This window comes from Pseudomonas sp. PB120 (assembly GCF_009761815.1).
Classification (GTDB): domain Bacteria; phylum Pseudomonadota; class Gammaproteobacteria; order Pseudomonadales; family Pseudomonadaceae; genus Aquipseudomonas.
The window spans coordinates 1-25,548 of record NZ_RWIN01000073.1 but is presented as its reverse complement, the minus strand read 5'-3'; the positions used below and the strand labels follow the sequence as shown (position 1 = coordinate 25,548).

Sequence of the window (25,548 nt, the reverse complement as noted above, 5' to 3'; positions counted from 1 at the left end):
TCGGGACCGGTTCCATCTACAAAGTTAACCGCGACCCTCCCTCAAGAGTCGCGGTTTTTTCACACTACCCACTTACTGCTGCAACACCGTCGCGCTGTTAGCCGAACCATACTGCTGCACCGTAGCCGTCTGGGCATTACCACTCTGGTCGACACTGGTAATGTTGCCAGCGCCGCCCTGAGTCACATACGCCACGTTCATGGTGTCAGCCTGTTTGACCGTGATCATGTTATCGCTGCCATACACCTGATTGGTATAAGCCTCGTTGCCGCTGCCGCTCTGGATGAATTCGGTGCTGTTGCCCGAACCGGTTGAAGAGCCCTGGGCCAGGTTGGTGGTGCCGCGCTGATCGGAGATCAGGATGTTGTCGCTGCCGTTCTGATCGAAGTACAGCTCGTTGTAGGAATCGGCCTGGTTGACCGTGGTTTTGTTGCCGGTCCCTGTCTGGCTGGTGGTCATGACGTGGCCGACGCCGTCCTGGGTGAAGTTGGCGACGTTGTTGGTGCCATTCTGGTTGACGGTGGCGCGCTGGTTGCTGCCGAACTGGCCGCCTTTTTGCGGGCCTTTCCAGTTGCTGGCGTAGACCTTGTTGCCGGTACCCACGGAGTTGGCGTTCAGCACATGGCTGTCGCCGGTCTGGTAGGTGAAGTGCACGTTGTTCGTGCCCTGTTGGTACAGCGCAACAGTGGAGCCGATGGATTCGAACTGGTCGGCGTAGATTGCGTTGAGGTCGCCGACTTGCAGGACCTGGGCGACGTTGTCGTTGCCGAAACTCTGGTCGACCACGGTTTCGTTGGTCTGGCCGTATTGGGTGACGGTCGCCTGGCTGGTCACTTGCGAGTCTTGCCAGACTTCCGTGCCGTTCAAATCGCCAAACTGGTTGATGGTCAGGGTGTTGTTTGAGCCGTCGCGCTGATCACCGTAGGCGTAGTTGCCGTCACCCGACTGGTTGATGCCGATCTGGCCGCCCGTGTGGGACACCTGCTCGGCCGTGCCGTAGTTGGTGTTGCCGTACTGGGTGATGGTCGCGTTGTTGGCGGTGCCCAGTTGGGTCTGTTCGATGTTGGCTTCGTTGTTGTCGCCGAACTGGAAGGATTGGCCGGTGGAGCCATCCTGACTGTCCTGATAGAGGAACGCGAAGTTGCCGCTGCCTTGTTGTTGCTGCAAGCCCTCGCTGCCGGACACCCCGATCGACTGGCTGGCATGCGCAACGTTGAGGCTGCCGGATTGTTGCTGGGTGATGGTGCTGCCGTCTTCGAACAATTGCTCGGCGTAAGCGGCGTTGTAGTCACCCGCCTGGTCCTGGGAAATGGTGCTGGTGGCGTGGTCCTGCAGCGCCGCCGCGTCGTTCCCTTGACCCAGTTGTTGCTGGGTGGTGGTACTGAAACTGGCCTGGGTCTGGGTCACGTTGGCGATGTTGGCGGTACCGACCTGGCTCTGGTTGGAGTCGCTGTCATTGGCCAAGGCCTGGGCACTGACAACGACCAGGATGGCGGCGGTAAGGGGCGTCAGTTTGAACATGGTGAAACCTCCAGATGGTGCAGTGCTTTAGCGATATTGTTTGACCGAAACGCTCATGCCGTTCCCGGATTGGGTGACGGCGCTGGAAAGCCCCGTACCGGCCTGGTCGATGCTGGCGTCGTTGTTGTTGCCATTCTGGGAAATCTGCGCGCGGTTGTGACTGCCGGTCTGGGTGATCGACGCGTCGTTGCCCGAGCCTTGTTGATTGATCATGGCCATCAGGTCGCTGCCTTGTTGCAGGATGTAGGCTTCCTGATTGCTCCCCGACTGGACGATGGTGCCGAGCAACGACTGGCCGTTCTGTTGCAGCAGCGCCACGTTGGCCTGGCCGTTCTGGTCGATCAGCGCGTGCTGGCCAACCGGCGGTGGTAACTCGCCGAGGTCGGCGCCGGGTGCCAGGTCGTCGTTCTCCATCAAATCGTCGGCGCGCACGCCCGCACTGCTGCAAAGCAGAAGCAGGCAGAGCAGGGCGGCGGTCGACATCTTCATGGCGTTGTCCTGTGAGTCAGGGCCTGCCCCATCGACCTTGCGGCCGATGGGGCGCAGGCTCAGTTGGCGATCACTTGCACAGTGCGCACGGTGCCTTGGGACGAGGTGATGGTGGCCGTCGGGTTCGCCGACGGAATCACCGTGGTGATGTTGTTCACCGTCAGCCTCCAGCGACCGGTCACCGGCACCGTGGTGGTGCCCAGGGTTTGCAGCCCGGTCGGGGTCGAAACCTGGATGGTGATGGTGTTGCCGGTGGTCACCGATGAGGTGCCCGCAAAGTCCCAGGTGAAGCGGTTATTGGAACGCGCCGACACCGTTGCCGTGGTCACCGTGAACGTTTCTGCCGGTGGTTTTGGCGAGACTTGCACCGTGACTGTCGCAGGCGACACCGACTGGGCGTTGAAGCTGTCCTTGACGAAGTAGGTGAAGGTCGTGGTGAACGCCGTGGTCACGGTGGCCGGTGGGGTGTAGGTGATCACCGTGCCGTTGCTGCTGACGGTGCCGCGACCGGCCGGTGGCTGGGTGAAGCTGGCGACGGTCAGCGGCACGTTGCCTTCCGGATCGGTGTCGTTGGCCAGCACACTGATCGGGATCGCCACGCCCAGAGTTGCGACGCTGTCGGCAACCGCGACCGGAGGCTGGTTAGGCGCAACGGTAATGGTCACGGTCGCCGGCGTGGCCGAGGCCAGGCCTTTGATGTCTTGAGCCTTGTAGGTGAAGGTGGTGGTCAGCGGTGTATTGACCACGGCGGGTGGGGTGTAGACCACCGCAGTGGTACCGCTCAGTGCCACGGTGCCCTGGCCCGGTGCTGGTTGGGTCAACGCCGTGATGCTCAACGGCACGTTGCCGTCGGGATCGCTGTCGTTGGTCAACAGGCTAAGGGTGATCGGTACGCCGAAGCTGGTGCTGCCGGTGTCGGCCCGGGCGATGGGCGCCTGGTTCTCACCGGTGTCCGGTGCGGTGCCGACGACGACCACAGGCTCGGTATCACTGCCGCCTGCCGCCGATTTGACCGTGACGCTCGCCGGTGGTTGTGTCAGATCGGAGACGGTCAGTTTTTGCAAGGTGCCGGACTTCGACAGACGACCGTAACCCTGGGCGACCATGTCTGGCACGGACACTTCATCGGTGGAGCTGGCTTCGATCAGCAAGCTGTGATTGCTGTAGTTGTAGCGAGCAGTCTGGATTTTCACGATGTCGGTCAATTTGCTCGACACCGCCGTTGGACGGGTGCTGCCGGCCGGATTGGTAGCGGTCAGTACCACAACCGCAGGCACGGGGCCGTTGAACTGACGCTGCCCGAAATACAGCCCGGTGCCGTCACCCACCAGAGGGGTCAGGCAGGGGGTGGCGGGTGGTCCGACCACGAGGGCCAGGGTTTCACGGAAGCACAGTGTCGAGCTGTTATCCGCTTTGCCGAAGACTTCGACCCGGGTGTTGCTGCTGGCGCCGGACGTGGTACGGCGGTAGGTCGCGCGGTCGATTTCCACATGGGTTTGCGGACGGTTGTCGAGGACTTTGCCGGCTACGGTGAAGAGGCTGGTCTCGATGGTTCCGGCCGGTCCCTGGATGCGCACGAAGTTGGTGTCGTTGGGGCTGCCGGTCACGGCTTCGGTGAGGTTCGGGTCGCCGACGAAGGTTTCGATCGCGCCGGTGTCCGGGTTCACTTCGGTATAGGGACCGTTGACGCTGCGCAGGAATGGCCCGATGTTACCGTTGAGTGCCCCGCTGAAGTTCCCCGCTACACCGACGCCGATGTCTCGGGTGATGTTGATGGCGCGACGACCGGGTGTCGTGACATTGACCGTTTCCACGCCATAAGGGTGAGTGATGGTGTAGGTCCCCGCGACGGGCACGTTTATCCGCATGCGAATCCGCGCAAAACTGATTTGATCGCCATCGAGCGGATTTCCACCGGCGAAGGCCGCTTCTATGCCGGCAACATACGCGTCCATGCCATACCCGGCGGCGTTGTTGGGGATGTTGGTTTCGGCGAGGAACCAGAAGGCCTCGTCTGGCCAGTTATCCGGGAACACCATCGGCAGGGTGTCGTCGAAAATGCCCGGTGTCGGCAGCAGGGTGCACATGTACGCCGGGGGCGTGGCCGCCGCGACCCGCGAGCTCGTGGCCCGGGACCGGCACAGTTCCATCGACAGCAGATTGTTGTCCTGATACCACGTCGGGAATTTCCCCGTGGCGAAGGTGTACGGGCCGGGTTCGACGGCGGCGAGTTGGGCGAAGGCGCTGCCGGACAGCGATAGAGTCAGTCCCAGGGCGTTGAGCGCCAGGCGTGGCAATTTGTTCATGATGCCTCCTGATGAGGATCTGGCCATGTGAGCGTTCATTGCACGATGACCACTTCTTCGGTATCACTGCCGCCATTGGCTGACGTCACCTGAACCTTGGCCGGTGGAATCGGCGAGATCCCGGTGGACAGGGTTTTCTCTGCGCCATCGCCACTGAGGGCGCCGATGGCGACACCGGTGCCAGAGGTGACGGTGAGGACCGGGGGCGAGGTTTCATCGCTGGTCGAGGCCACCACGGTGATTTGCCCGGTGCTCAGGCTGTACTCGGCACGGGAAATCACCACCAGGTCGGTCAAGGCCATGGGCAGGGTGGTTGGCGTACTGTTGGCGATTGCCAAATGGTTGTCCGCAGTCACCTGCAGGGTGGCCGGCAGCGTCGGGTTGGCGGGAGATTGTGCGTACCAGCTGCCGGTGGTGTTGGCCTCGGTCATGTTCAACACCGGGTTGTTGCTGGTCAGTGCCACAGTGGCGGGCGGCGGTGGCGCCAGCACAAATACGTCTTGCTGGGCCACCGGTGCGCTATTGCCGGCATGCCGCGAATAGGTGCTGCGCTGGGTGATCATCGGTGTCGGCCGTTCCACTTTGGACAATTTGCCGGACACCGCAAAAACGGTGGTGCGCAGGTCGAGGCCATTGGGCCCTTCGATGCGAATGAAGTTGGTGTTGAACGGGCTGCCGGTCACGGCTTCGTCGATGTTCGGATCGCCGATGAACTGTTCGGCCTCATGGGTCACCGGATTGGTTTCGGTGTAGGGGCCGTTGACGCTGCGCAGGAACGGGCCAACATCGCCTTTGAGGGCGCCGTCGTAAGTGCCGGCCGCGCCGATGCCGATGTCCCGGGTCATGTTGATTGCCCGCCGCCCGGGGGTGTCGACGGTGAAGGCTTCAACCCCGTAAGGGTGGGTGATGATGTAAGTGCCGGCTGTCGGCACATCGATACGAATGCGGATGCGGGCGAAACTGATCTGATCATTCTCGGCCGGGTCGCCGCCGCCGAAGGCCGCTTCAATGGCAGAGCCGTAGGACAGATTGACCCCCCGCGCCGCATCGACAATCGCACCGTCAGCGGTGAACCAGAACGCTTCGTCGGGGAAGTTGGTCGGAAAGACCAGCGGTTGATTGTCGTCGAAAATGCCCGGGGCTGGCAGCAACGAGCACATGTACGTTGGCGCACCAGGTGCGCTGGGAACCCGTGAACTGACAGCCTTCGACAGGCACAAGTCGAGGGTTCTGCCATGGCTGTCCTGGTACCAGGCAGCGAATTTGCCATTGGCTGGCACGTAGGGACCGGGATCGACGGCAAACAATGCCGCCTGCGCAATGCTTTGGGCCAGAGCGGATACGACCAGTACAGTCGCGGTTTTGGTCAGTAAAGGGTGCATGAGTTAATCCCTCTATCAGAGTACCTGGCCCGTGGGGATGGGTCAGTTGACAGGGGTTTCGGCAACTTCCATACCAATCGGCGAAAAACGCCGCGAGAGCCCCGAGCCACCGGCGTGTCGCGAAAAATCGACAGCGCAAGACCCGTCGAGGGAACGGGCGCCAGTCCCCATCATTGGGGGTAGATGGGGGGATCGGGGAAATGGGGGAGACGTGACCCAAAGACGGGCAAACAGCCACTAGTGGGCTATAACCTATGAGGGGAAAGCCGGGAACAACCTGATGAACATGCCAACAAAAACACTGCAACCCGAGCAGGGTGAATTTCGCCTGAGTACGCGCAAACAGCCCTTTAATCTGCTGCGCTGGTTTTCGCTGATCAGCATGGCGGTGATCGGCACAGTGGCGGTGGCATTGGGGGCCGTGTCCACGCGGTTTGTGATTACCGAGAGCGTGCAGCGCGACGCGTTACTGACGTCGCAGTTCATTCAGGCCATTGCCTCGGCCGAGGTCCGGCATGTGTCGATCCCCCATGTGCGGACCATGGGCGAGTTGCTCGACCCGCGGCAAGACAAGAACTTCCCGGACGTCGACCCCATGGCGCGGGCCAGTGCCCGGGGTGAATTCCTCGACCACATCGCGCACTTGCCGGACGTGATCCTGGCCAATATCTATTCCCCCGATCGCATGGTGATCTGGTCCACCAACCCGGCATTGATGGGCACCACGATTCATGCCGACGAAGACCTGGACAACGCCTTCAATTTCAAGATCCCGGTGTCGGCCAGTTATCACGATGTGGACAAGGCGCGCATGGAGCAAAAGTTCGTCATTCCGCCGGAATACATCTTCATCGAAAACTACATTCCGCTGTTCGACGCCGAGGGCAATAACGTCACGGCGATGGTCGAGATCTACAAGGAACCGGCGGACCTGATTGACCGCATGGAGCGCGGCCTGGTGCTGATCTGGCTGGCCACGGCCATGGGCGGCGGGCTGATTTACCTGGGGCTTTACTGGATCGTGCGGCGGGCGGCGATTTTGCTGGCGGAGCAACAGAAGCAACTGATCACCAACGAAACCTTCGTGGCCCTGGGCGAAATGTCATCAGCGGTGGCCCACAGTTTGCGTAATCCACTGGCAACGATCCGCTCCAGCGCCGAACTGGCCCTGGAGTTCGACAGCGGCCCGGCGCACAAGAACATCAAGGACATCATCGGCCAAGTGGATCGCATGTCGAAGTGGGTCAGGGAGCTGCTGCTATCCTTGCGCCCGCTCAACGACGAGGCTGAGCCGGTCAACCTGGTGGCCGCATTGCATGACAGCCTGATGGCCTTCGAGCATCAGATCGCCAAGGCCCGCGTGCAGGTGGTGTTCAATCCCACCCAGACGCCCATGGTCATGAGCCAGCACGTGCAGCTGACGCAGATCCTCAACAGCCTGCTGGCCAATGCCGTGGAAGCCATGGACAACGGTGGCACGCTGACCATCACCCTGGAGCCGGTCGATTCACACGGGGTGTGTGCCGAATTGAAAGACACCGGCAAAGGCATGAACGAAGAACAACGCACCATGGCCTTCCGGCCGTTCTTCACCACCAAGCAGGGCGGGCTCGGTGTCGGGCTGGTGCTGGTGAAGCGGATCATGGAGCGTTTCGGTGGGTCAGTGGCACTGGACAGCCGCGAGGGCGAGGGCACGACGGTCCGGCTGTCGTTCAAGCTGATCCCCTGAAAATGGGTGGGAACCTTCCCCGTTAGCGGGTGTCAGTCCCCAGTCACTTTTTCCGGTCATGGCACATTGATGTTGATAAGCCATTGTTTTGTTGGGTATTAATACTTTCGTATAAACCAGTTACAAATTTGGCGAGGTCCTTGCAAAACCACCACTACCCCCTTCATGACTTCGAGGCGGCTGGTGATGGACAGAAAAGCGCGGTACCCCTTCAAGTGGTTCGGCCTGATGACGCCTCTGAGCGTCCTTCTGACAATGACGCTGGGCACAGCGACGCTGCGTGCCAGCCCCATCGACGACGAGCGACAGCCCGAGCCTAGCGACCCTTCTGCTTACTACGATGAACCGGCTGACGAAGCGACCGCTTTGAACGCCATTTTGACCATGCCCGAGGCCAACCAGGATTCTTTCGATCTGCCCGATGGCATCAAAGGCAGCCGCGACGACACGCGCAAGGAAAACATCCTGCCGCCGGCGGCACAGACCAGTTTCAATTACCCCACCAATGGCAAGCCGAGCCCGTTGTTTGGTGCACTGCCGTTCACTCAGCAGTTGGTGTTGTTCGAGGAATTCGGCCCGGAAAAACTCGACCCCACGACACCCGCGGCGCTGTTGCCGTTTCCACCGGCAGCCATTGGTCCATTGCCGGCCCAAGACCCCAACAGTGCGGCCCGCAGTGCGCCACCCGGCGTGGCGCTCGACACCTTCTTGCGCCAACCTGGGCTGACACCGTTCCCCAGCCAGTATTCCAACGTGGTTGACCGCAACCCGTGGCAGGCGCAGATCGAGTACTTCCTCAACCGCCGTATCGGCTCGTCGGCCGAAGGCCGTCCGCCAGGAAAGGGCTGGTCGCACCAGCGCTGGAACGAGTTCTACCCGCAAAACGCCTACAAGACCGTACAGACGGGGGCGCGGGTCAACGGCGGTTTGCGCGACAGCGTGCAAATGCACCATTACGCCGTGGGTGAGTTTGGGCCCGGTGGCCTCTATCACAACGTCGCCGGTGTACCGGCAACGGACGGCACCGCCAAAGGCGTCGACGCGCGTTTCCACCCGAACATGCCGGTGCAAAACCACAACTCGGTCTGGACCTTCGACGGCACCTTGCCCCCTAAACTGTTGATGGTGCGTTACGGTCAGCCTGTGCTGATGCGCCATTACAACGGCCTGCCGATCGACCCCTCGGCGAACATGGGTTTCGGGCTGCACACCATCACGACCCACGAACACAACGGCCACGCACCGGCGGAAAGCGACGGTTATGCCAACGCGTTTTTCTTCCCGGGGCAGTATTACGACTATCGCTGGCCGATCCAGCTGGCCGGCTACGACAGCATCAACACCGACGCCCATGATCCACGCGCAGCGTTCCCTTGCGCACCCGGTGAAACCCTGTGGACCAACGACATGACCCCAAGCCTGAAAACGTGCGAGAACGGCACGATCAAGATTCGCGGCGACTGGCGTGAAACCATGAGCACCCACTGGTTCCACGACCACATGCTCGATTTCACCGCGCAGAACGTCTACAAGGGCAACGCGGCGATGATGAACTACTACAGCGCCCTGGACCGTGGCAACGAGGCGGTGAACGACGGCGTCAACCTGCGTTTCCCCAGCGGCAGCGCCTTGCCGTGGGGCAACCGCGACTACGACGTCAACCTGGTGTTCGCCGACAAGGCGTGGGATCAGAACGGCCAGTTGTGGTTCAACCCGTTCAACACCGACGGCTTCCTCGGTGACCAGGTGATGGTCAACTGGCAGTGGAAACCGACCCTCGACGTGCGCGCCCGCAGTTACCGGTTCCGCATGCTCAACGGTTCGGTGTCGCGCTACTACAAATGGGCACTGGTGCGTGAAATCAAAGGCACCAGCGGCGAGTTCCAAGGGCCGAAGGGGTCAGGTGTGTCCTATGCCCGGGTGCCGTTCCACATGATCGCCAACGACGGCAACATCATGGAACACAGCGTGCCGTTCGACGGCACCATGGACCTCGACGCCGACGGCGATAAACAGAACCACAACGCCATCCTGCCAACCCAAGGGATTGCCGAGCGCTTCGACATCATCGTCAACTTCGCCAAAAACGGCATCAAGCCGGGGGACAAGATCTTCTTCGTCAACCTGCTGGCCCATGACGACGGCAAAGGCCCGAAAGAACCGATCCCCTTGGGCGACGTGTTGTCGGAGAAATACCTGGCGGTGATCAAGCAAACCAGCAAGGGACCGCAGTGGGACAGGGGTGATCCGGCGGTGGGCAAGGTGTTGCAACTCAACGTCAAGGCCTACACCGGACAGGACCTGGCCATGGACCCTTCGCAGTACGAACCCGCCAAACCGGGCAAGGCAGAAGGCAAGGTGATGATCCCGCTGAAGATTCATCGCGACAACGCGGCCGACAAAGTCTTGCTGTCTCAGGCCCGGCATCGCAGCTTCATCTTCGGTCGTTCCGACGGCACCGATGAAGCCCCGTGGACCGTCAAGACCGATGGCGGCTTCGGCTTCCACATGGACCCTCGGCGCCTGAACGCGGCCACCCAGTTGAAAACCGGTCCGACCGATGCCGGCACCAGTGGCTTCGGCACCCTGGAAGTGTGGAACATCAAGCTCGGCGGCAAGGGCTGGAGCCATCCGGTGCATGTGCACTTCGAGGAAGGGATCATCCTCAGTCGCGGCGGCAAGGCGCCACCGGAATGGGAAAAATGGGCGCGTAAGGACGTATACCGCATCGGTTCGGAAAACGATGGCCTGGACAGCGTCGAGATGGCGATCAACTTCCGCGAGTTTGCCGGGACGTACATGGAGCACTGTCACAACACTCAGCATGAGGACAACTCGATGCTGCTGCGCTGGGACATTGAAAAACCCGGGCAATTCCAGTTGATGCCAACACCGCTGCCGAGCTGGGATGGCGTGCGTTACGTCAACTCCGCCGCGCTGCCTACCTTCCGCTCGGGTGACGGTCTCGGTCCACAAGTCACGGTGAAACAATGAACCGCAGGGGAGCCGACATGACACCGCATACGCCGCGCTCCCGCGCCCTGGGTATGCACCTGATTCTGGTCCTGGTCACGTGTTTGCTGGCCAGTCAGGTGCTGCTTGCTCATGAAGCTGTTCCGTCGGCAGCCGTACCGCCGACGGAGTCGGCGACGCCCTGGGGCGGCGACTATTTCCCCAACACCCTGCTGACCGATCAGGACGGCCAGCAGGTGCATTTCTTCGATGATCTGATCAAGAACAAAGTGGTGGTGATCAACTTCATCTTCACGTCGTGCAGCGACTCCTGCCCCCTGGAAACCGCGCGCTTGCGCCAGGTACAGAAGTTGTTGGGTGATCGGGTCGGCAAGGACATTTTTTTCTACTCGATCAGCATCGACCCGCTCAGCGACACCCCCGAAGTGCTCAAGGCTTACGCTCAACGCTTCAAGGTCGGGCCGGGCTGGAAATTTCTGACGGGCGAGTTCGCCGAGGTCACCGACCTGCGAAAAAAACTCGGGTTGTTCATTGAAGGCGTCGACAACGGACGCAGCAAAGACCACAACCTGAGCCTGATTGTCGGTAACCAGGAAACGGGGCGCTGGATGAAGGCATCACCCTTCGAAAACCCGTGGATTCTCGCCGATCAGCTGGCCAATACCTTGCAGAACTGGAAGCAGCCCAGCGTTGAAGGCAGCTACGCCAACGCGCCGGAAATCCGACCGCCCAGCAACGGCGAGGAATTGTTTCGCACCCGTTGCGCTTCATGCCACAGCCTCGGTCCGCAGGACGGGCAGGGCATCGGCATGCGCAGCATCGGCCCGGACCTGATTGGTGTGACCCGCCAGCGTGATCCGGCCTGGCTCAGCCGCTGGATCCGTGAGCCGGACCGCATGCTCGCGGAAAAGGACCCGGTCGCCGTGGAGTTGTTCGAGCGCTTTGAAAAAATCCCCATGCCCAACCTGCGCCTGGATGAAAAGTCTGCGCAGTCGATCATCGATTTCTTGAAGGAAGAAACGGATCGTCAGCAAACGCTGGCGGCGCAAACACAATAGCGGCGAAATACAATCATTGGGCAGTCGGACCCGATCAATGCCACCTACACTGATTCGAAACCCGACTGAAAAGGCTTGCTGCAAGCATTCAGGACGATGCCATGCCGATAGTAGAACAACAAAAAATGCCTGCGCCGGATAAGCCGGCAGCAGACCACAAGGGCTGGAACCAACAGTTCAATCTGCTGCGCTGGTTTTCCCTTGGCAGTTTTTTGATTATTGCCGCCGTCGCGCTGGGGTTGGGTTACATCTCCACGCGCTTCGTTGTGCAAGAGAGCATCGAGCGCGACTCCATCCTGACGGCGCAATTCATCCAGGCCATTGGCGACGCCGAGCTGCGCCACGCCGACATTACCCCGAACAGATCCATGGGTGAGCTGCTCGATCCGCGCGAGAAAAACACCTGGCCTGACGTGGACCCCATCGCCCAGTCGGCTGCCCGTGCCGAATTTCTCGATCACGTGGAGCACCTGCCGGATATTTTGCTCGCCACTGTGTATGCACTGGACCGCACCGTCATCTGGTCGACCAACCCGGAACTGGTCGGCGTGCGCATCGAAAATGACGATGAACTGGACGAGTCCTTCGAAATGAAGGAACCGGTGTCCACCAGTTACCACCAGATCGATGAAGAACGCCCCGAGCAGCGGTTGCTGCGCGAGCCCAAGTACCTGTTCGTCGAGAACTACATTCCATTGTTCAACGCCGACAAAAGCAAAGTCATGGCCATGGTCGAGATCTACAAGGAACCTATCGACCTTGTGGAGCGCATCCAGCGTGGTTTCAAGGTGATCTGGCTGGCGACCGTGATCGGTGGGGCGGTGATTTACCTGGGGCTGTTCTGGATCGTGCGTCGTGCCTCGATGCTGTTGCAGAGCCAGCAACAACAACTGATCACCAATGAGACCTTTGTGGCCCTCGGGGAAATGTCCTCGGCGGTAGCTCACAGCCTACGCAACCCGCTGGCCAACATTCGCTCCAGTGCCGAGCTGGCCCAGGAAATCGCCAGCCAGAGCGCGCAGAAGAACATCGGCGACATCATCAACCAGGTCGATCGCATGTCGCGCTGGGTCCGGGAGTTGCTGGTGTCGTTGCGACCCATGAATGACGACTATGAAACCGTGGATCTGGTGCTGGTTATCGACGACACCCTGAGTGCTTTCGAACCGTTGATCAAGCGCTCGAACGTGGAAGTGCGATTCACGCCGCGCAGCGTTCCACCGGTCGTCAGCCAACAGGTGCTGCTGACGCAAATTCTGAATAGCCTGTTCGCCAATGCCCTGGAAGCCATGCCCAAGGGCGGCGTGTTGAGTGTCGATATTGATTCGCCGACACCCGGTCACCTGCGCATGACCCTCAGCGATACCGGCAAGGGCATGAACAAACAACAGCAGCAAATGGTCTTCAAGCCGTTTTTCACCACCAAGCAAGGCGGGTTGGGCGTCGGCCTGGCCCTGGTCAAGCGAATAATGGAACGTTTCCATGGCTCGGTTGAACTGACCAGCCAGGAGCAGGAAGGAACCCGCGTGTGTCTCAATTTCAAAGTGGCAACGGGAGGGGAATATGGAGCACAGCATACTGCTGGTCGAGGATGACGAAATCCTTGCCGAGAATATTCAGACCTACCTGGAGCGCAAGGACTTCGAGGTCACAGTCTGTCATTCGGCCGAGGATGCGTTGGAGCAGTTGGGCCGGTTCGCCCCTGATGTGGTGCTGACCGACAACTCCCTGCCGGGCATGAGTGGCCACGACTTGATCCAGAAGCTGCGCATCAGCGCGCCGGACCTGAAAGTGATCATGATGACCGGTTACGGCAACGTCGAAGACGCTGTCGTGGCCATGAAAGAAGGGGCGTTTCACTACGTCACCAAACCGGTGGCCTTGCCGGAGCTCAAGCTGCTGCTGGACAAGGCCCTGGCCACCGACCGTATGGAACGCACGCTGTCGTTCTATCAGGAACGCGAAGCCCAGAAATCGGGAGTGCAGGCATTGATCGGCGAATCGGCTCCCATGCTGCATCTGAAAAACACTATCGGTCAGCTGCTCGACGCCGAGCGGCGGATGGCCAACGCCGACCTGCCACCCGTGCTGGTGGAAGGTGAAACCGGTACCGGCAAGGAATTGGTGGCCCGGGCGCTGCATTTCGACGGCCCGCGCGCCAAAGGCCCGTTCATTGAATTCAACTGCGCGTCCATTCCATCCAACCTGGTGGAGTCGGAGCTGTTTGGGCATGAGAAGGGCGCCTTCACCGACGCCAAGGATCGCCGCGTCGGGCTGGTGGAAGCGGCCGATGGCGGCACGCTGTTTCTCGATGAAGTCGGTGAGATGGACCTGCTGCTGCAAGCCAAACTGCTGAAGCTGCTGGAAGACCGGACCATTCGCCGGGTCGGTTCGGTGAAAGAGCGCAAAGTCGATTTGCGGGTGATCAGCGCCACCAATTGCAACCTCGAGCAAATGGTCCAGCAGGGCAAGTTCCGCCGCGACCTGTTTTTCCGCTTGCGCATCATCTCGATCAAGGTGCCGCGCCTGTATGCCCGGGGCGAAGACATCCTGCTGCTGGCCCGGCATTTCCTGGCGACCCACGGCAAACGCTATGGCAAACCGAACCTGCATTTCAGCGACCACGCCGAAGAGTTGATGCTCAGCTACAGCTGGCCGGGCAACGTGCGTGAATTGCGCAACATGCTTGAGCAAACGGTGTTGCTGGCGCAAAGCGACACCATTGCGGCCCATCAGCTGAACGTCTGCCTGAGCCTGGTGGATGAGCCGCCGCCGTATCAGCATGAGCCACAGCACAGCGAGCCACGTGCGCTGTACAACGGCACCGAGTCGATGAACCTGCCGGAAGTCGAGCGCGACATGGTGCGCAAGATGCTCGACAAGACCGACTGGAACGTCACCAAGTCCGCGCGGCTGCTGGGCTTGAGCCGCGACATGCTGCGTTACCGGATCGAGAAACTCGGCCTCGCCCGCCCGGACAAACGCTCGTGGTAGGCGTTATTGCAACACCGGCCCCTGACGGCTGAGGCATTCGAGCACGCACGTTGGGTCGAGGACTTCTTCGTTGACGTAGACGCCGTGCTCCTCGTCGTAGTGGCGGATGAATACGCGGACGGAGGCGTCCGCGACCGTCGGCAACTGGGAGTCGTAGAAGTCATGCTGGCTCGCAATCGGGATGAACGTCGCGGGGGCCGTCGGAATGTACGACCCCGGTGGCACGGTGCTCAGGGACGGTGGTGCAGGGTGGGCAAACGGTTGGTCGGCCCCGTAGTAATTGAATTCGCTGCTGGAGCGTTCGGTCTGCATTGAACTGTCGTCCGCCCGGGCACAGGTGGCGGCAGTCAGGCACACGGCAAACAACAGCGTCAGATCGGTGATTTTCATGGCAGCACCTGTGAAATAGGTTTTTGCGCGTTTCCCCAAGGTCATTAACTATAGCTGCCGCCAGTGGGCGGGTGCAGTGCTGCCCGGATTACAAGATTCCAACAAAGGCCAAATGGGATTTTCCAGGGCCCTGATTTAGACTCGCGCCGGTCAATCAATACCCGAGTTCTGGAGCGTGCAATGGAAATGCCGACTAAAGAAAATGCCATCGCGAGCAACCGCGATGCCTGGAATGACTCCGCCCGACACCACAAGGACACCCCGCAATGGCGCGCCCGTTTGGCGGAGGTGATTCAACCTGATTTTTCCTGCCTGGACGACACCCTGACCGGGTTGCTGCACCAGGTAGGCGTCGATGGCAAAGACGTGGTGCAACTGGGTTGCAATAACGGCCGCGAAAGCCTGTCGCTGTTTGCGCTGGGCGCGCGCAGCGTCGTCGGTGTCGATCAGTCCGAGGCGTTTCTCGATCAGGCCCGTGAACTGGCCTCGCGCTCGCCGCATGCGCCCGAGTTCATCGAGGCCGACATCCATCACTTGCCGGGTGCACTGCAAGGCCGCTTCGACGTGGCCCTGATCACCATCGGCGTATTGAACTGGATGCCGGACATCGCTGCGTTTTTCCACCACGTGGCGCAAACCCTCAAGCCTGGCGGCGCGTTGGTGGTGTACGAAACCCATCCGTTCCTGGAAATGTTCGACCCCGAGACTGACGACCCGTATCGCTTGGCCAGTTCGTACTTCCGCAGTGAGCCTTTCGTGCAGGAACAGCCGATCGTCTACGAAGGCAGGGTCGACCAGCCGGCCTCACCGTCCTACTGGTTCGTCCACACCCTGGGCGCAATCTTCACCAGCGCCCTCGACGCCGGATTGCAGATCCGACACTTCAAGGAGTACCCGCATTCCAACCGTGAGGAGCTGTATGACCTGTATGAACAGAAGAAGGCGCAGTTGCCGTTGTGTTTTACGTTGGTGGCGGTGAAACGCTGAAAGATGCGTTGCTCCTGCTGGCCCCATCGCCAGCAGGCTGGCTCCCACATTGGTTCTGTGTCGTTCACAAACTCTTTGTGAGAGCCAGCCCATTCAACTCGATCCATGGCGTAACGAAGACCCCGTGTGGGAGCCAGCCTGCTGGCGATGGACGTCAACGATAATGCGCCCTGTCTGGATGACCGCGTTGTCCGGGCGAGCATCGCCAGCAGGCTGGCTCCCACATTTTGAACCGGGCACATTCCCGAAAAATCAGGTCGGCTTTCAGGCCGCCTCGCGGGGCAGCTTCGCTCCTACAGGCTCTTCCAAGTGACTCGCCGTAAGGGCGAAACCAATAGCCGCCACAACCGAAGAAACGGATATACCCCCGACCAAAGTTCACCCAGCCCATGCTGAATCGGTTGTTTGCGTTGCCAGCGCGATGCCACAATGCAGCCCGACGCAGCATCATGATCAGGCGGATCACATGGATGTCCCAGACTCTCAGAATGACCAGCGCTCCTTCATAGAAGAGCAGGTGCGTGCGGACCGATTGCACCAGTTGTTCCGCCAATCAGTCTCTGCGGTGGTGGGCAGTCTGCTCGCGGCGGTGATCCTCTGCGGGCTTTGCTGGGAGCGGTTTGACCAGAGCATCGTCGTCGGCTGGCTGACCATACTGGCAGCGTCATCGCTGCTGCGTATCTCGATGTTCATTGCCTATTTCCGCAGCCCCGAACACCTGCGCACGCCGCAGCGCTGGGAGCGCACCTACTGGTGCACGCTGGTGCTGTCCGCCGGAATCTGGGGCGTGGGAGCATTGACGGTGATGCCCGCCGACGATCTGTTGTCCCAGGCGCTGGTCATGCTCTTTACCGTCGGGATGTCGGTCAGCGCCGTGTCCTGCTACTCCGCCTATCGCTACATGACATTGACGTCCATCGGCCTGGTGCTATTGCCTTGCGCCCTGTGGCTGCTGTTTCAATCGACAACGATTCAGGTCGGCATGGCGCTCGCGGTGTTTGTGTTCGCATCCTTTGTGGCCCGCGCGACAAGCAAAATGGCCGAGGCCCTGGAGACCGCGTTTCGCTTAACCCGTGAAATGGAGCTGGCGCACAATATCTCCACCCGCGCCGCACAAACGGATGAGCTCACCGGCCTTAAAAATCGCCGGGCTTTTTTCGAGCGCGCCCAGCAGCTGTACGACGATTGCAAACGCAATCGCCTGGGGTTGTGTGCGGTGATGCTGGACATGGACCACTTCAAGCACATCAACGACACCTACGGTCATCAGGTCGGGGATCAGGTGCTGCGTCAGATGGGGGAAGTCATCAGCTCGTTCTTCCGTGACACCGATGTCCACGGGCGGCTCGGTGGCGAGGAGTTTGCGGTGCTGCTCCCGGACACGTCGATCGAGGCGGCCGTCGAAATGGCTGAGCAACTCATCCAGGCCATCGCCGGCCTGATGACCGTCCCCGTTCACCGCGTGACAGCCAGTCTTGGCGTGGCATCAACGGACGTCGACGACAAGGATCTGCACAGTTTGATGAACAATGCCGATAAAGCCCTGTATCAAGCCAAGGCCCGAGGTCGCAATCAAATCGCGGTCGCGGATTAACGCCCGGCCCCCGCCTGTGCCAGACAACTATTGCTTCAGGTAATAGTCACCATCAAGAAACGCAAGTTCTGTTTTTCTGGGAATAGGGGAGAATCGCCCCCATCAACGCCAAGCCTGGCGTAACCACCCACTCTTTCAGGACTGCGCCCATGCGTTTTTCAACTGTTCCTGCCGTCGCCTTCGCATCAGCGCTGCTGGCCGGATGTGCCAGTGCCCCGAACGACCCGACGCTGACGCTGCAGACGAAAAAAACGCCCGCGCAGTACGCCGAGTGCGTGGTGCCCAAGTTGCAAGGTCACTCGCTGAACCCGACCGTGTCGCAGACCCAGCGCAGTTACCGGATTGTGGTCCCCAGCAAAGTCGCCGCGGACGACGTGCTCGAGGCCTACAAAGCCCCGGACGGCGGCAAAATATTTTTGTATGAACGCCAATTGCTGGCTTCGAGCTTCGTGCCCTCAAGTTTCGAGCGAGCGGCGCAAGAATGCATCTAAGCTGTTAACAGGCACTACCGATTTCAAGCGCTCCTTTGGTTGGCCGCAACCAACCAATTTTTTTGCCCCGCACCCCATTTGGGTCGCGGGGCTTTTTTTTGACCGATCTAATATTCAATATAGGAATAAGTAAATCGTTATTTATTCCTTTTGTTGTCGCCCCAGGCAGTGCACTTTGAAGGCATGCACAGACCGTGCGTATTCCCTCACACCAGACAGGAAGCCTCAACATGACTATCAAAGCGATCAACGTGCGCAACCAGTTCAAGGGCGTCATCAAGGAAATCCTCGAAGGCGAAGTGGTGTCCGAAATCGACGTGCAAACCGCGTCCGGCATCGTCACCTCGGTGATTACCACCCGTTCAGTGCGCGATCTTGAATTGAAGATTGGCAGCGAAGTCATCGCCTTCGTCAAATCCACCGAAGTCTCGATTGCCAAGCTCTGATATCTCGGTGACCGCAGCCGCTGCCGATTTGCTCGTAGCAGCTGCTACAGCTGCTACAGCTGCTACAGCGTGGCGGTTTTTGCTAGATCACGAAGAAGCCATGGGTCCCGTCGCGGGCCAGTTGGTCCACCAGTCCGAACTCCCAGTCCAGATAGGCTTGCATCGCTTCGCGTGGATTGTCGGTGCCTTCATACGGGCGGCGATAGCGGTCAATGCGCGGGGAGGCCAGATGGCTTTCGCCTTCCTCCAGCGGTCGTTGCTCGGCGATCCAGCTGGCGGTACCACCGCGCAGCAGGAACACCGGTTTTCCGGTCAACGCCTCGACCTCGGCGACCGCCAGCCGCGCCAGTTGGCTGCTGCCGCACGTCAACACATAACGTTCTGCCGAGGGCACGTTGGCCAGGGCGTCGCGCAGTTGCCCGCGCAGAGCCCACCATGCGCCGGGGATATGGCGCTTGACGTAGTTGGCGCTGCTGGTGAAATCCAGCACAGCGGTGTCGCCATGGGTCAGCCATTGCGCGAGGGTGTCGGGGCTGATTTCCTCCGCTTGCAACGGCGCAGGGACGGGTGCCTGCCAGGCGCCTTTTTCACTGAAATTGGCCGGTTGCACATCATCCAGTACATGCACTTCCCAACCCAGTTGCGCGAGCCACGACGCGGACATGTTGGCGCGCACGCCATCGTCGTCGATCAACACCAGTCGCCCACCGCGCACGCTGGCGAAGTGGTCGGTTTCCTGGACCAATTGGCCGCCGGGCGTCGAGCGCGCAGTGGGCAGGTGGCCGGCTTCAAATTCTTCTGGCGTGCGCACATCGAACAGGTACGTGCTGCGTGTCGTTTCCTGTTGCCAACGCGCCAGGTCCGCCACCGTTGCACGGCCGACCAATGCCTTGTCGGCGACGCGGCGTGCTTCGTTGGCGGCGATCTGGCGATGTTCTTCGCTGGTCGGCGCAAACCGGCGCGACTGGCCATGCTGCAACGTCTGGCCGGCGAGGGTCCAGCCGATGGTGCCGTTGCGCAACGCCGAAACCGGGTTGGCGATGCCGGCGTTGATCAGCGATTGCGTGCCAATAATGCTGCGGGTACGGCCAGCACAGTTGACGATGATTCGCGTGGCCGGGTCCGGCGCCAACTCCCGAGCGCGCAACACAAGTTCTGCGCCAGGCACGCTGATGCCGGTGGGAATGCTCATGGTCTGGTATTCGTCGAAACGCCGGGCATCGAGCACCACCACGTCGGCCTCGCTGTCGAGCAACGCCTGGACTTCTTCGGCGGCGAGGGACGGCGTGTGACGCTGGCTTTCCACCAGTTCGCCGAAGGCTTTGCTCGGCACATTGACGTCGATGAACAGTTCACCGCCCGCGATGCGCCAACCCTCCAGCCCGCCTTGCAGCAGGCTGACATTGATGTAGCCCAGGCCCTGCAGCCGTTGCGCGGCGATGCTCGCCAGGCCTTCGCCATTGTCGTAGACGGTCACCTGCGTATCGCGCCGTGGAATCCGCGAGTAGACCTCGAGCTCCAGTCTGGACAGCGGTATGTTGGCCGCAAACAGCGGATGCGATTCAGCGAACGGCGCTTCTTCGCGCACATCGACGATGGCCAGTTCTTCATGGTTCAGCAGGGCTTTGCGGATCTCGGCATAGGAGCGGGTCGGTACGGTGCTCATAGGGCTTGGCTCTCTTTGGACAGATCCCAGATGTTGGGGAGAAAGGCGTTGGAATAACCGGAAATGAACAGCTTTTCGCTGCCATCGTCCTGGTACACGGCGCGGCGCACGGCCCCGATGTTGGCGCCATAGACATGGATGCTGATCGACACCTGATCGTCGAAGGCATTGCTGACCTGGTGGATGTCACCGACCTTCGGCGACACGGCTTCGACCTGGCCGGGCTTCAGATGGACCGGGTTGCCCTCGGCGATCAGGGTGCCGTCGGTGTGGCGTTGGAAACCTTGCGAGATCTCCGCACCGCGCAACATGCCGATCAGCCCCCAGACCCGATGATCGTGGATCGGCGTGCGCTGCCCCGGCCCCCAGACAAAACTGACGATACTGAAACGCTGCCGGGAGTCGGCGTGCAGCAGGTATTGTTGATAGCGCTCCGGGTCGGGCTGGGCAAAGTCTTGCGGCAACCAGTCGTCGTGGCTGACCAACTGGCTGAGCAACTTGCCGCCACGGTGCAACAGGTCACCCTCGCGAGGGTGACTGTCGATCAATTCCGCCAGGGCGCCTATGAATGCTCTGAGTCTCTCCGGGTGTCGGGCCTGGGTCATGGCGATTCCATCGTTCGTTGTGAAAGTTGACCCTTTGATTTAAGCATAATGTTTTAGATCAATATGCGATTGTTTAATGATTAGGTTATAGCTGAATGGAATTTGTAGCCGGTCTTCATAGCGCTGGACGCTATTGGCTAGTGACCGGATGTCTCGCGGACTATCCAGGTCCCGACAATAGAACTATGCTTTTCGGACATCTTGTTGACTGTTCTCTATGTGCGGGCCAAATGAAAATTGACGATATCGATGCCTTTGTCGAAGTGATTCGTTGCCAGTCCATCAGCCATGCCGCCGAATCGCTGCAGCTGACGCAGCCGGCGATCACGCGGCGCGTGCAGAACTTCGAGCAGGCGTTGGGCGTGGAATTGTTCGACCGCAACACCAAGCCGCTCAAGCCCACGCTGATCGGTACGCGGGTGTACGAGCAGTGCCGTTTGATCCTGCGGGAAATGGATGCGCTGCGCGAACTGGTGGCCACCGACGCACCGCCGACAGGGCTGTTGCGCCTGGGCGTTCCGCAAACCATCGGCGATGTGGTGCTGCTCGATGCCCTCAAGCATTTGCGCACCGAATACCCGGAACTGCGTGCTCAGGTCGCTACGGGGTGGGGCAGTCAACTGGTCGGCAAGATCGAGCGCGGTGAGCTGGACGCAGCGGCGGCGCTGTTCCCCGCTGGCAAGATTTTCCCGGACAACATTGTCGGCGAATCCATTGGCAAAATGGAGCTGGTGGTGGTGTGCGCCAAGACGCAATTGCCCAAGCGCCCGTGCAAGCTTGCCGACTGCTACCAGAGCGGCTGGATTCTCAACCCCGACGGTTGCGGCTTCCGCGCCGGCCTGCAGCGAACGTTGTCGGATCAGGGGCTGGCCTTGCGGGTCAACCTGGAAACCTTCGGCACCGAATTGCAACTGGGCCTGGTTGCCGATGGCCTGGGCCTTGGCCTGGTGCCGCGCCCGTTGCTGGAACGCAGCGCCCATCGCGAAGACCTGGCGGTCATGCCACTCAAGGATTTCAAGCCGGTGATGGATTTGTGGCTCATATACCCGCACTTTCTCGGCAACCTGCAAGGGCCGGTCGACGCTTTTGGCAAACTGGTTGCCGGGTCGCTGCAGAAGGTCAAGAGCGCGGCCTGACGAGCAGAGTGTCAGTCAAATCTTTATTGAGTGTGCCGCCGCCTTCGCGAGCAAGCTCGGCTCCTACAGGTATTTGCGATGACTGGGTGATCCATGCGCAGGCCTATGCGGGGGAGGAGGCCGGCTCGACGGGTAAACGCCGTCGAACCGGTTTCACGCTGGATCATGCCGTGGTGGCGGTAACGACGACGTCAATGTTGCCGCGCGTCGCCTTCGAGTACGGGCAAATCTGGTCGGCGGCGTGGGCCAGTTCCGTCGCGACATTTTGCGCCAGGCCCGGCGCCCGAAGGTTCAATCGAGCCTGGAGAAAGTAGGCATCCCCTGTCTGGCCCAGGTCGACCTCGATGTCGATCGCCAGATCGGGCGGAAGCGTCACCTTCATGTTTTTCGCCGCGAGTTCCACGGCGGCGGTGTAGCAGGCCGACCATGCGCCGGCGAACAGCTGTTCTGCGGTGGGGTGCGGCACGATGGCTTTGAAGTCGTGGGCCAGTTTCGCGTTACCCGGCGTCGAGAGCTGGATGTCCAGACCACCCGAAGAGTTGCCAGCCTTGCTGAACGTCGTGTGGGTTTTGCCTGTGACCAGGACTTTTTCGATCTTGCTCATGGTGAAATCCTCTCAGTTTTGTTGGGGTTTATTTCGTATGCGTGTAAGTCGTATGCGATATATATGCTGCGTCGGACGTTGTACGGAGCATCAAGCCGTGAGGACGTTCAGGGCCACTTCAATGTTACCCCGCGTTGCTTTCGAGTACGGGCAGATCTGATCTGCGGTGTGCGCCAGGGTCGTTGCGATGTCATGGGTCAGCCCCGGCACGCGCAGGGTCAACCGCGCCTGAAGGAAGTAATCTGCGCCGGTCTGGCCCACATCGACTTCGATGTCCACGGACAGATCCGCCGGCAGCACCACATTCATGTCATTGGCCACCAACCCGACGGCGGCGGTGTAGCAGGCTGACCAGGCGCCGGCGAACAGTTGCTCGGCGGTGGGGTGTGGCTGGATGGCGTTGAACACGTGCGCCGGTTTTGCGCTTCCAGGCGAGGAGAGCTGGATGTCGAGGCTGCCGTTATGGCCACGGGAGGTTTGGCCGGCAGCGCTGACGGTGGTGTGGGTTTTGCCGGTGGCCAGTACTTTTTCGATCTTGCTCATGGGTTGAAGCCTCAATTTGTCTTCGGGGTAATTATCGTGTCGCGTACGTTTGTGTCGTATGCGATTGAAGTGATACTCCCTCATGTGCCAATGAGTGTCAAGCGTCCTTGTGGCGCCTCGCCGACGAGTGGTCAACCGGTTCGAAAATGAAAAAAAGGCAGGTTTATGTAGAAAAGCCCTAAACGGCGCCTTCTAAAAAACCTGCCCTTTTCGTAAAGCAAAAAATCAGAATTTGAACGCTTGTCGTCCTACCAGTAGCCACTGGCCTTTCTGTTTTTGCCAGATCTGGAAGTTCTCGATTTCGGTGGGAATCACTTCGGTGCCTTTCAGGGCTTGTGCCGAGAAGTGGTGGCGGACCAGCGCGACGTCGCCCGAGACGGTGATGGTCTGGTTCTGCATTTCAAGGGTCTTGAAGGCGCTTGTGCCGTTTTCAATGTCTGCGATGAAGGCTTTCTTGTCCTGGATCTTGCCGCTGGAATGGCCGTAGGTGAGGCTGTCGGCGGTCAATTTCTGCAGTTCAGGAATGTCTTTGGTCAGCATGGCTTGTGTCAGATGGTCGACGGCTTTTGCGACGTCCTTGTCCGCGGAGGCGGGGGCCGCGGCTGCGACGTAGCCACTGAACAGGCACAGAAAACCGATCAGCAGTTTCACTTTTTTCATGGGTGTTTCCTTGTTGTTGTGGGTGGACGGACTGACGAGTAAAGCCGTGACTCATCGGTCGTCGTACAACCTAGCATGGGTTAAGAAAAAAGCGAACCTGGCTGGAGCGCGACAACGTGGCCGGGTGCAAATGACCGCATGTCGTAAAAAGCCGCTTCCAGCCCGATAGCCTTCAATTCCCGATTGCCGCAGTCGATAACCCGTCTAGCAACGCCCTCCCTGGGTGGCTGTACCCAACTGACAGGGGATCCACAAAGTGTCGATAAAATTACGCTTGGTCTTGCTGATAGCCACCGGTTTGCTCACCGCGCTGATCATGAGCCTGGTCAGTTACGTGGGAAACACCCGGATGGCGGACGCCGTGAATGACAGCGAGGTCAGCATGGCCGCGCTGCGCAATCACCTCGAAGCCGACATGATGCACGACGCCCTGCGAGCCGATGTGTTGTCGGCGATGCTGGTCGGGCTGGGCAAAAGCACCAGCAGCAAGGCCGAGGTGCGCAGCTCGATCGACGAACACGCCGGGCACTTTCGCGAAGTGCTGGGCAACAACCTCAAGCTGCCGGTCAACGACACCATCAAGGCAGGGCTGAACAAGATCAAGCCGAGCCTCGATACCTACATCAGCGCCGCCGAACGCATCGTCGGCCAGGCGCTGGAAAATCCAGAGGTCGCGCAAAAGGAGCTGGGCACGTTTAACGCGGCGTTCAGCCAACTGGAAGACCAGATGGCCGCCCTCAGCGAGTTGATCGAAACCAACACCCAACAGACCAGCGTCGGCACCCAGCAAGCGATCAGCAATGCCAACTACGCCCTGGGTGGCGTGCTTGTTGCCAGCCTGTTGTTGCTGCTCATCCAGGGACGCTGGGTGATCCTGAGCATCATGGGGCCGTTGCAAACCGCCAGCCGAATCGCCGAGAGCATCGCCCATGGCAACCTCAGCGAGCCCATCGTCGAGCCCACTCGCAAGGATGAAGCCAGCGCGTTGATCCGCAGCCTCGCGACCATGCAACGCGACCTGCGCGGCATGATCGAAGTGGTGCGCAGCAACGCCCATGGCGTCAGCGGCATGAGTACGCAATTGAGCGACGGATGCCACGAAGTCGCCGGCAGCAGCCAGCAGCAAAGCGCGGCCGCCAGCACCATGGCCGCGGCCGCCAGCGAAATGACCGCGAGCATCGAGGAAATCACCCGGCACGCCGAGCGCGCGCTGAACATGGCCAATCAGGCCGAAGCCCTGGCCAAGGACGGTGGTCGGGTGATCCATCAGGTGGTCAACGACATGGACGGGATTGCGCGTTCGGCGCAGCAGTCGGCGCAAGTGATTCGTACGCTGGACAAGGAGTCCGAAGGGATTTTCAGCATCATCCAGGTGATCAAGGGCATCGCCGATCAAACCAACCTGCTGGCGTTGAACGCAGCCATCGAGGCGGCTCGTGCCGGTGAGCAGGGGCGCGGATTTGCCGTGGTGGCCGACGAAGTTCGCAGCCTGGCCGGGCGCACCAGCGCGTCCACCCAGGAAATCGCCAACATGGTCTCGCGCATCCAGCAAAGCACCCGCGAGGCGGTGACCAGCATGGAGGCGGGCGTGGCCCAGGTCGACAAAGGCATGGCCGTGACCGCCGACGTCGAGCGCGCCATCCGCGAGATTCTCGAAGCGACGCTGAACACCACGCAACTGGTGAACGACATCACCCGCACCATCGGCGAGCAGAGCCTGGCCAGTAACGAAATCGCCCATCAGGTGGAAATGATTGCCGGCATGTCCGAAGGCAACAGCAAGGTGATCGGGCAGACGGCTTCGACCACCGATGAGTTGTCGACATTGGCGGGGAAGCTTTCGCAGTCGGTGGATCGGTTCAGGCTGTGAGGATGGCGTCGGGTCAATTGATTATTGGGTGATTGATCGGGCCTCATCGCGAGCAGGCTCGCTCCCACAGTGGATTTGCGGTGTACACAAACCCCCTGTAGGAG

Annotated in this window: 21 protein-coding genes and 1 pseudogene; 12 read left to right on the top strand and 10 right to left on the bottom strand. The window is 60.4% G+C overall.

Features of this window, described 5'->3' with window-relative positions:
* Positions 1-72 precede the first annotated feature (72 nt).
* Genes EJA72_RS14045 through EJA72_RS14030 form a run of 4 tightly spaced genes read right to left on the bottom strand, consistent with a single transcriptional unit; the run spans position 73 to position 5,698 of the window.
* On the bottom strand, positions 73-1,521 hold the full coding sequence (locus EJA72_RS14045; protein WP_157712042.1) for a curlin: 1,449 nt from the start codon (positions 1,519-1,521) through the stop codon (positions 73-75).
* Between the two features lie 27 nt (positions 1,522-1,548).
* Positions 1,549-2,010, bottom strand: coding sequence for a curlin (locus EJA72_RS14040; protein ID WP_157712041.1), 462 nt, complete (start codon positions 2,008-2,010; stop codon positions 1,549-1,551).
* A gap of 59 nt (positions 2,011-2,069) precedes the next feature.
* Positions 2,070-4,316, bottom strand: coding sequence for an Ig-like domain-containing protein (locus EJA72_RS14035; protein WP_157712040.1), 2,247 nt, complete (start codon positions 4,314-4,316; stop codon positions 2,070-2,072).
* 35 nt (positions 4,317-4,351) lie between these two features.
* Positions 4,352-5,698, bottom strand: coding sequence for a hypothetical protein (locus tag EJA72_RS14030; RefSeq protein ID WP_157712039.1), 1,347 nt, complete (start codon positions 5,696-5,698; stop codon positions 4,352-4,354).
* A gap of 280 nt (positions 5,699-5,978) precedes the next feature.
* Between EJA72_RS14030 and EJA72_RS14025 the strand changes: the two genes are divergently transcribed.
* From EJA72_RS14025 to EJA72_RS14005, 5 genes are all read left to right on the top strand, one after another.
* Positions 5,979-7,427, top strand: a complete 1,449-nt coding sequence (locus EJA72_RS14025; protein ID WP_157712038.1) for a sensor histidine kinase — start codon at positions 5,979-5,981, stop codon at positions 7,425-7,427.
* Between the two features lie 186 nt (positions 7,428-7,613).
* Complete coding sequence (locus EJA72_RS14020) at positions 7,614-10,421, top strand: multicopper oxidase domain-containing protein (protein WP_157712037.1); 2,808 nt, start codon at positions 7,614-7,616, stop codon at positions 10,419-10,421.
* Positions 10,418-11,458 (top strand): SCO family protein, encoded by a 1,041-nt coding sequence (locus tag EJA72_RS14015; RefSeq protein WP_157712036.1) that lies wholly within the window; start codon positions 10,418-10,420, stop codon positions 11,456-11,458. Before EJA72_RS14020 ends, EJA72_RS14015 begins: the two co-directional genes overlap by 4 nt.
* A 101-nt stretch (positions 11,459-11,559) precedes the next feature.
* Positions 11,560-13,053 (top strand): HAMP domain-containing sensor histidine kinase, encoded by a 1,494-nt coding sequence (locus EJA72_RS14010; protein ID WP_157712035.1) that lies wholly within the window; start codon positions 11,560-11,562, stop codon positions 13,051-13,053.
* A complete protein-coding gene (locus EJA72_RS14005) occupies positions 13,022-14,452 on the top strand; it encodes a sigma-54 dependent transcriptional regulator (protein WP_157712034.1) in 1,431 nt (476 codons plus the stop codon). Before EJA72_RS14010 ends, EJA72_RS14005 begins: the two co-directional genes overlap by 32 nt.
* A 3-nt stretch (positions 14,453-14,455) precedes the next feature.
* On the opposite strand, the gene EJA72_RS14000 is transcribed toward EJA72_RS14005, so the two are convergent.
* Positions 14,456-14,842, bottom strand: coding sequence for a hypothetical protein (locus EJA72_RS14000; protein WP_157712033.1), 387 nt, complete (start codon positions 14,840-14,842; stop codon positions 14,456-14,458).
* Between the two features lie 180 nt (positions 14,843-15,022).
* On the opposite strand from EJA72_RS14000, the gene EJA72_RS13995 reads away from it, so the two are divergent.
* From EJA72_RS13995 to EJA72_RS13980, 4 genes are all read left to right on the top strand, one after another.
* Complete coding sequence (locus EJA72_RS13995; protein ID WP_157712032.1) at positions 15,023-15,829, top strand: bifunctional 2-polyprenyl-6-hydroxyphenol methylase/3-demethylubiquinol 3-O-methyltransferase UbiG; 807 nt, start codon at positions 15,023-15,025, stop codon at positions 15,827-15,829.
* A gap of 466 nt (positions 15,830-16,295) precedes the next feature.
* The gene (locus EJA72_RS13990; RefSeq protein WP_157712031.1) at positions 16,296-17,423 is read left to right on the top strand and encodes a diguanylate cyclase; all 1,128 of its coding nucleotides are present in this window, start codon (positions 16,296-16,298) and stop codon (positions 17,421-17,423) included.
* Positions 17,424-17,572: 149 nt separating this feature from the next.
* A complete protein-coding gene (locus EJA72_RS13985) occupies positions 17,573-17,914 on the top strand; it encodes a hypothetical protein (protein ID WP_157712030.1) in 342 nt (113 codons plus the stop codon).
* A gap of 230 nt (positions 17,915-18,144) precedes the next feature.
* Positions 18,145-18,360, top strand: a complete 216-nt coding sequence (locus tag EJA72_RS13980) for a molybdopterin-binding protein (protein ID WP_034150404.1) — start codon at positions 18,145-18,147, stop codon at positions 18,358-18,360.
* 82 nt (positions 18,361-18,442) lie between these two features.
* Here the strand turns inward: EJA72_RS13980 and EJA72_RS13975 are convergent, their stop codons facing one another.
* Both EJA72_RS13975 and EJA72_RS13970 read right to left on the bottom strand, forming a co-directional pair.
* Positions 18,443-20,026, bottom strand: coding sequence for a rhodanese homology domain-containing protein (locus EJA72_RS13975; protein WP_157712029.1), 1,584 nt, complete (start codon positions 20,024-20,026; stop codon positions 18,443-18,445).
* Positions 20,023-20,631, bottom strand: coding sequence for a cysteine dioxygenase (locus EJA72_RS13970; protein WP_157712028.1), 609 nt, complete (start codon positions 20,629-20,631; stop codon positions 20,023-20,025). The genes EJA72_RS13975 and EJA72_RS13970 overlap by 4 nt, the downstream gene beginning before the upstream one ends.
* 230 nt (positions 20,632-20,861) lie before the next feature.
* Here EJA72_RS13970 and EJA72_RS13965 point away from each other — a divergent pair, with 230 nt between their 5' ends.
* A complete protein-coding gene (locus EJA72_RS13965) occupies positions 20,862-21,767 on the top strand; it encodes a LysR family transcriptional regulator (RefSeq protein WP_157712027.1) in 906 nt (301 codons plus the stop codon).
* Between the two features lie 163 nt (positions 21,768-21,930).
* Here EJA72_RS13965 and EJA72_RS13960 read toward each other — a convergent pair whose 3' ends face one another.
* From EJA72_RS13960 to EJA72_RS13950, 3 genes are all read right to left on the bottom strand, one after another.
* Entirely contained in the window at positions 21,931-22,371 is a 441-nt protein-coding gene (locus tag EJA72_RS13960) for an Ohr family peroxiredoxin (RefSeq protein ID WP_157712026.1), read from the bottom strand.
* Between the two features lie 90 nt (positions 22,372-22,461).
* On the bottom strand, positions 22,462-22,914 hold the full coding sequence (locus EJA72_RS13955) for an Ohr family peroxiredoxin (protein ID WP_157712025.1): 453 nt from the start codon (positions 22,912-22,914) through the stop codon (positions 22,462-22,464).
* 225 nt (positions 22,915-23,139) lie between these two features.
* Complete coding sequence (locus EJA72_RS13950; protein WP_157712024.1) at positions 23,140-23,574, bottom strand: nuclear transport factor 2 family protein; 435 nt, start codon at positions 23,572-23,574, stop codon at positions 23,140-23,142.
* 316 nt (positions 23,575-23,890) lie between these two features.
* On the opposite strand from EJA72_RS13950, the pseudogene EJA72_RS29720 reads away from it, so the two are divergent.
* Together EJA72_RS29720 and EJA72_RS29715 are read left to right on the top strand one after the other, a co-directional pair.
* A pseudogene (locus EJA72_RS29720) lies at positions 23,891-24,586 on the top strand (HAMP domain-containing protein); the annotation flags it as partial.
* The gene (locus EJA72_RS29715; RefSeq protein WP_372240705.1) at positions 24,581-25,444 is read left to right on the top strand and encodes a methyl-accepting chemotaxis protein; all 864 of its coding nucleotides are present in this window, start codon (positions 24,581-24,583) and stop codon (positions 25,442-25,444) included. The pseudogene EJA72_RS29720 and the gene EJA72_RS29715, both read left to right, overlap by 6 nt.
* Positions 25,445-25,548: the final 104 nt, after the last annotated feature.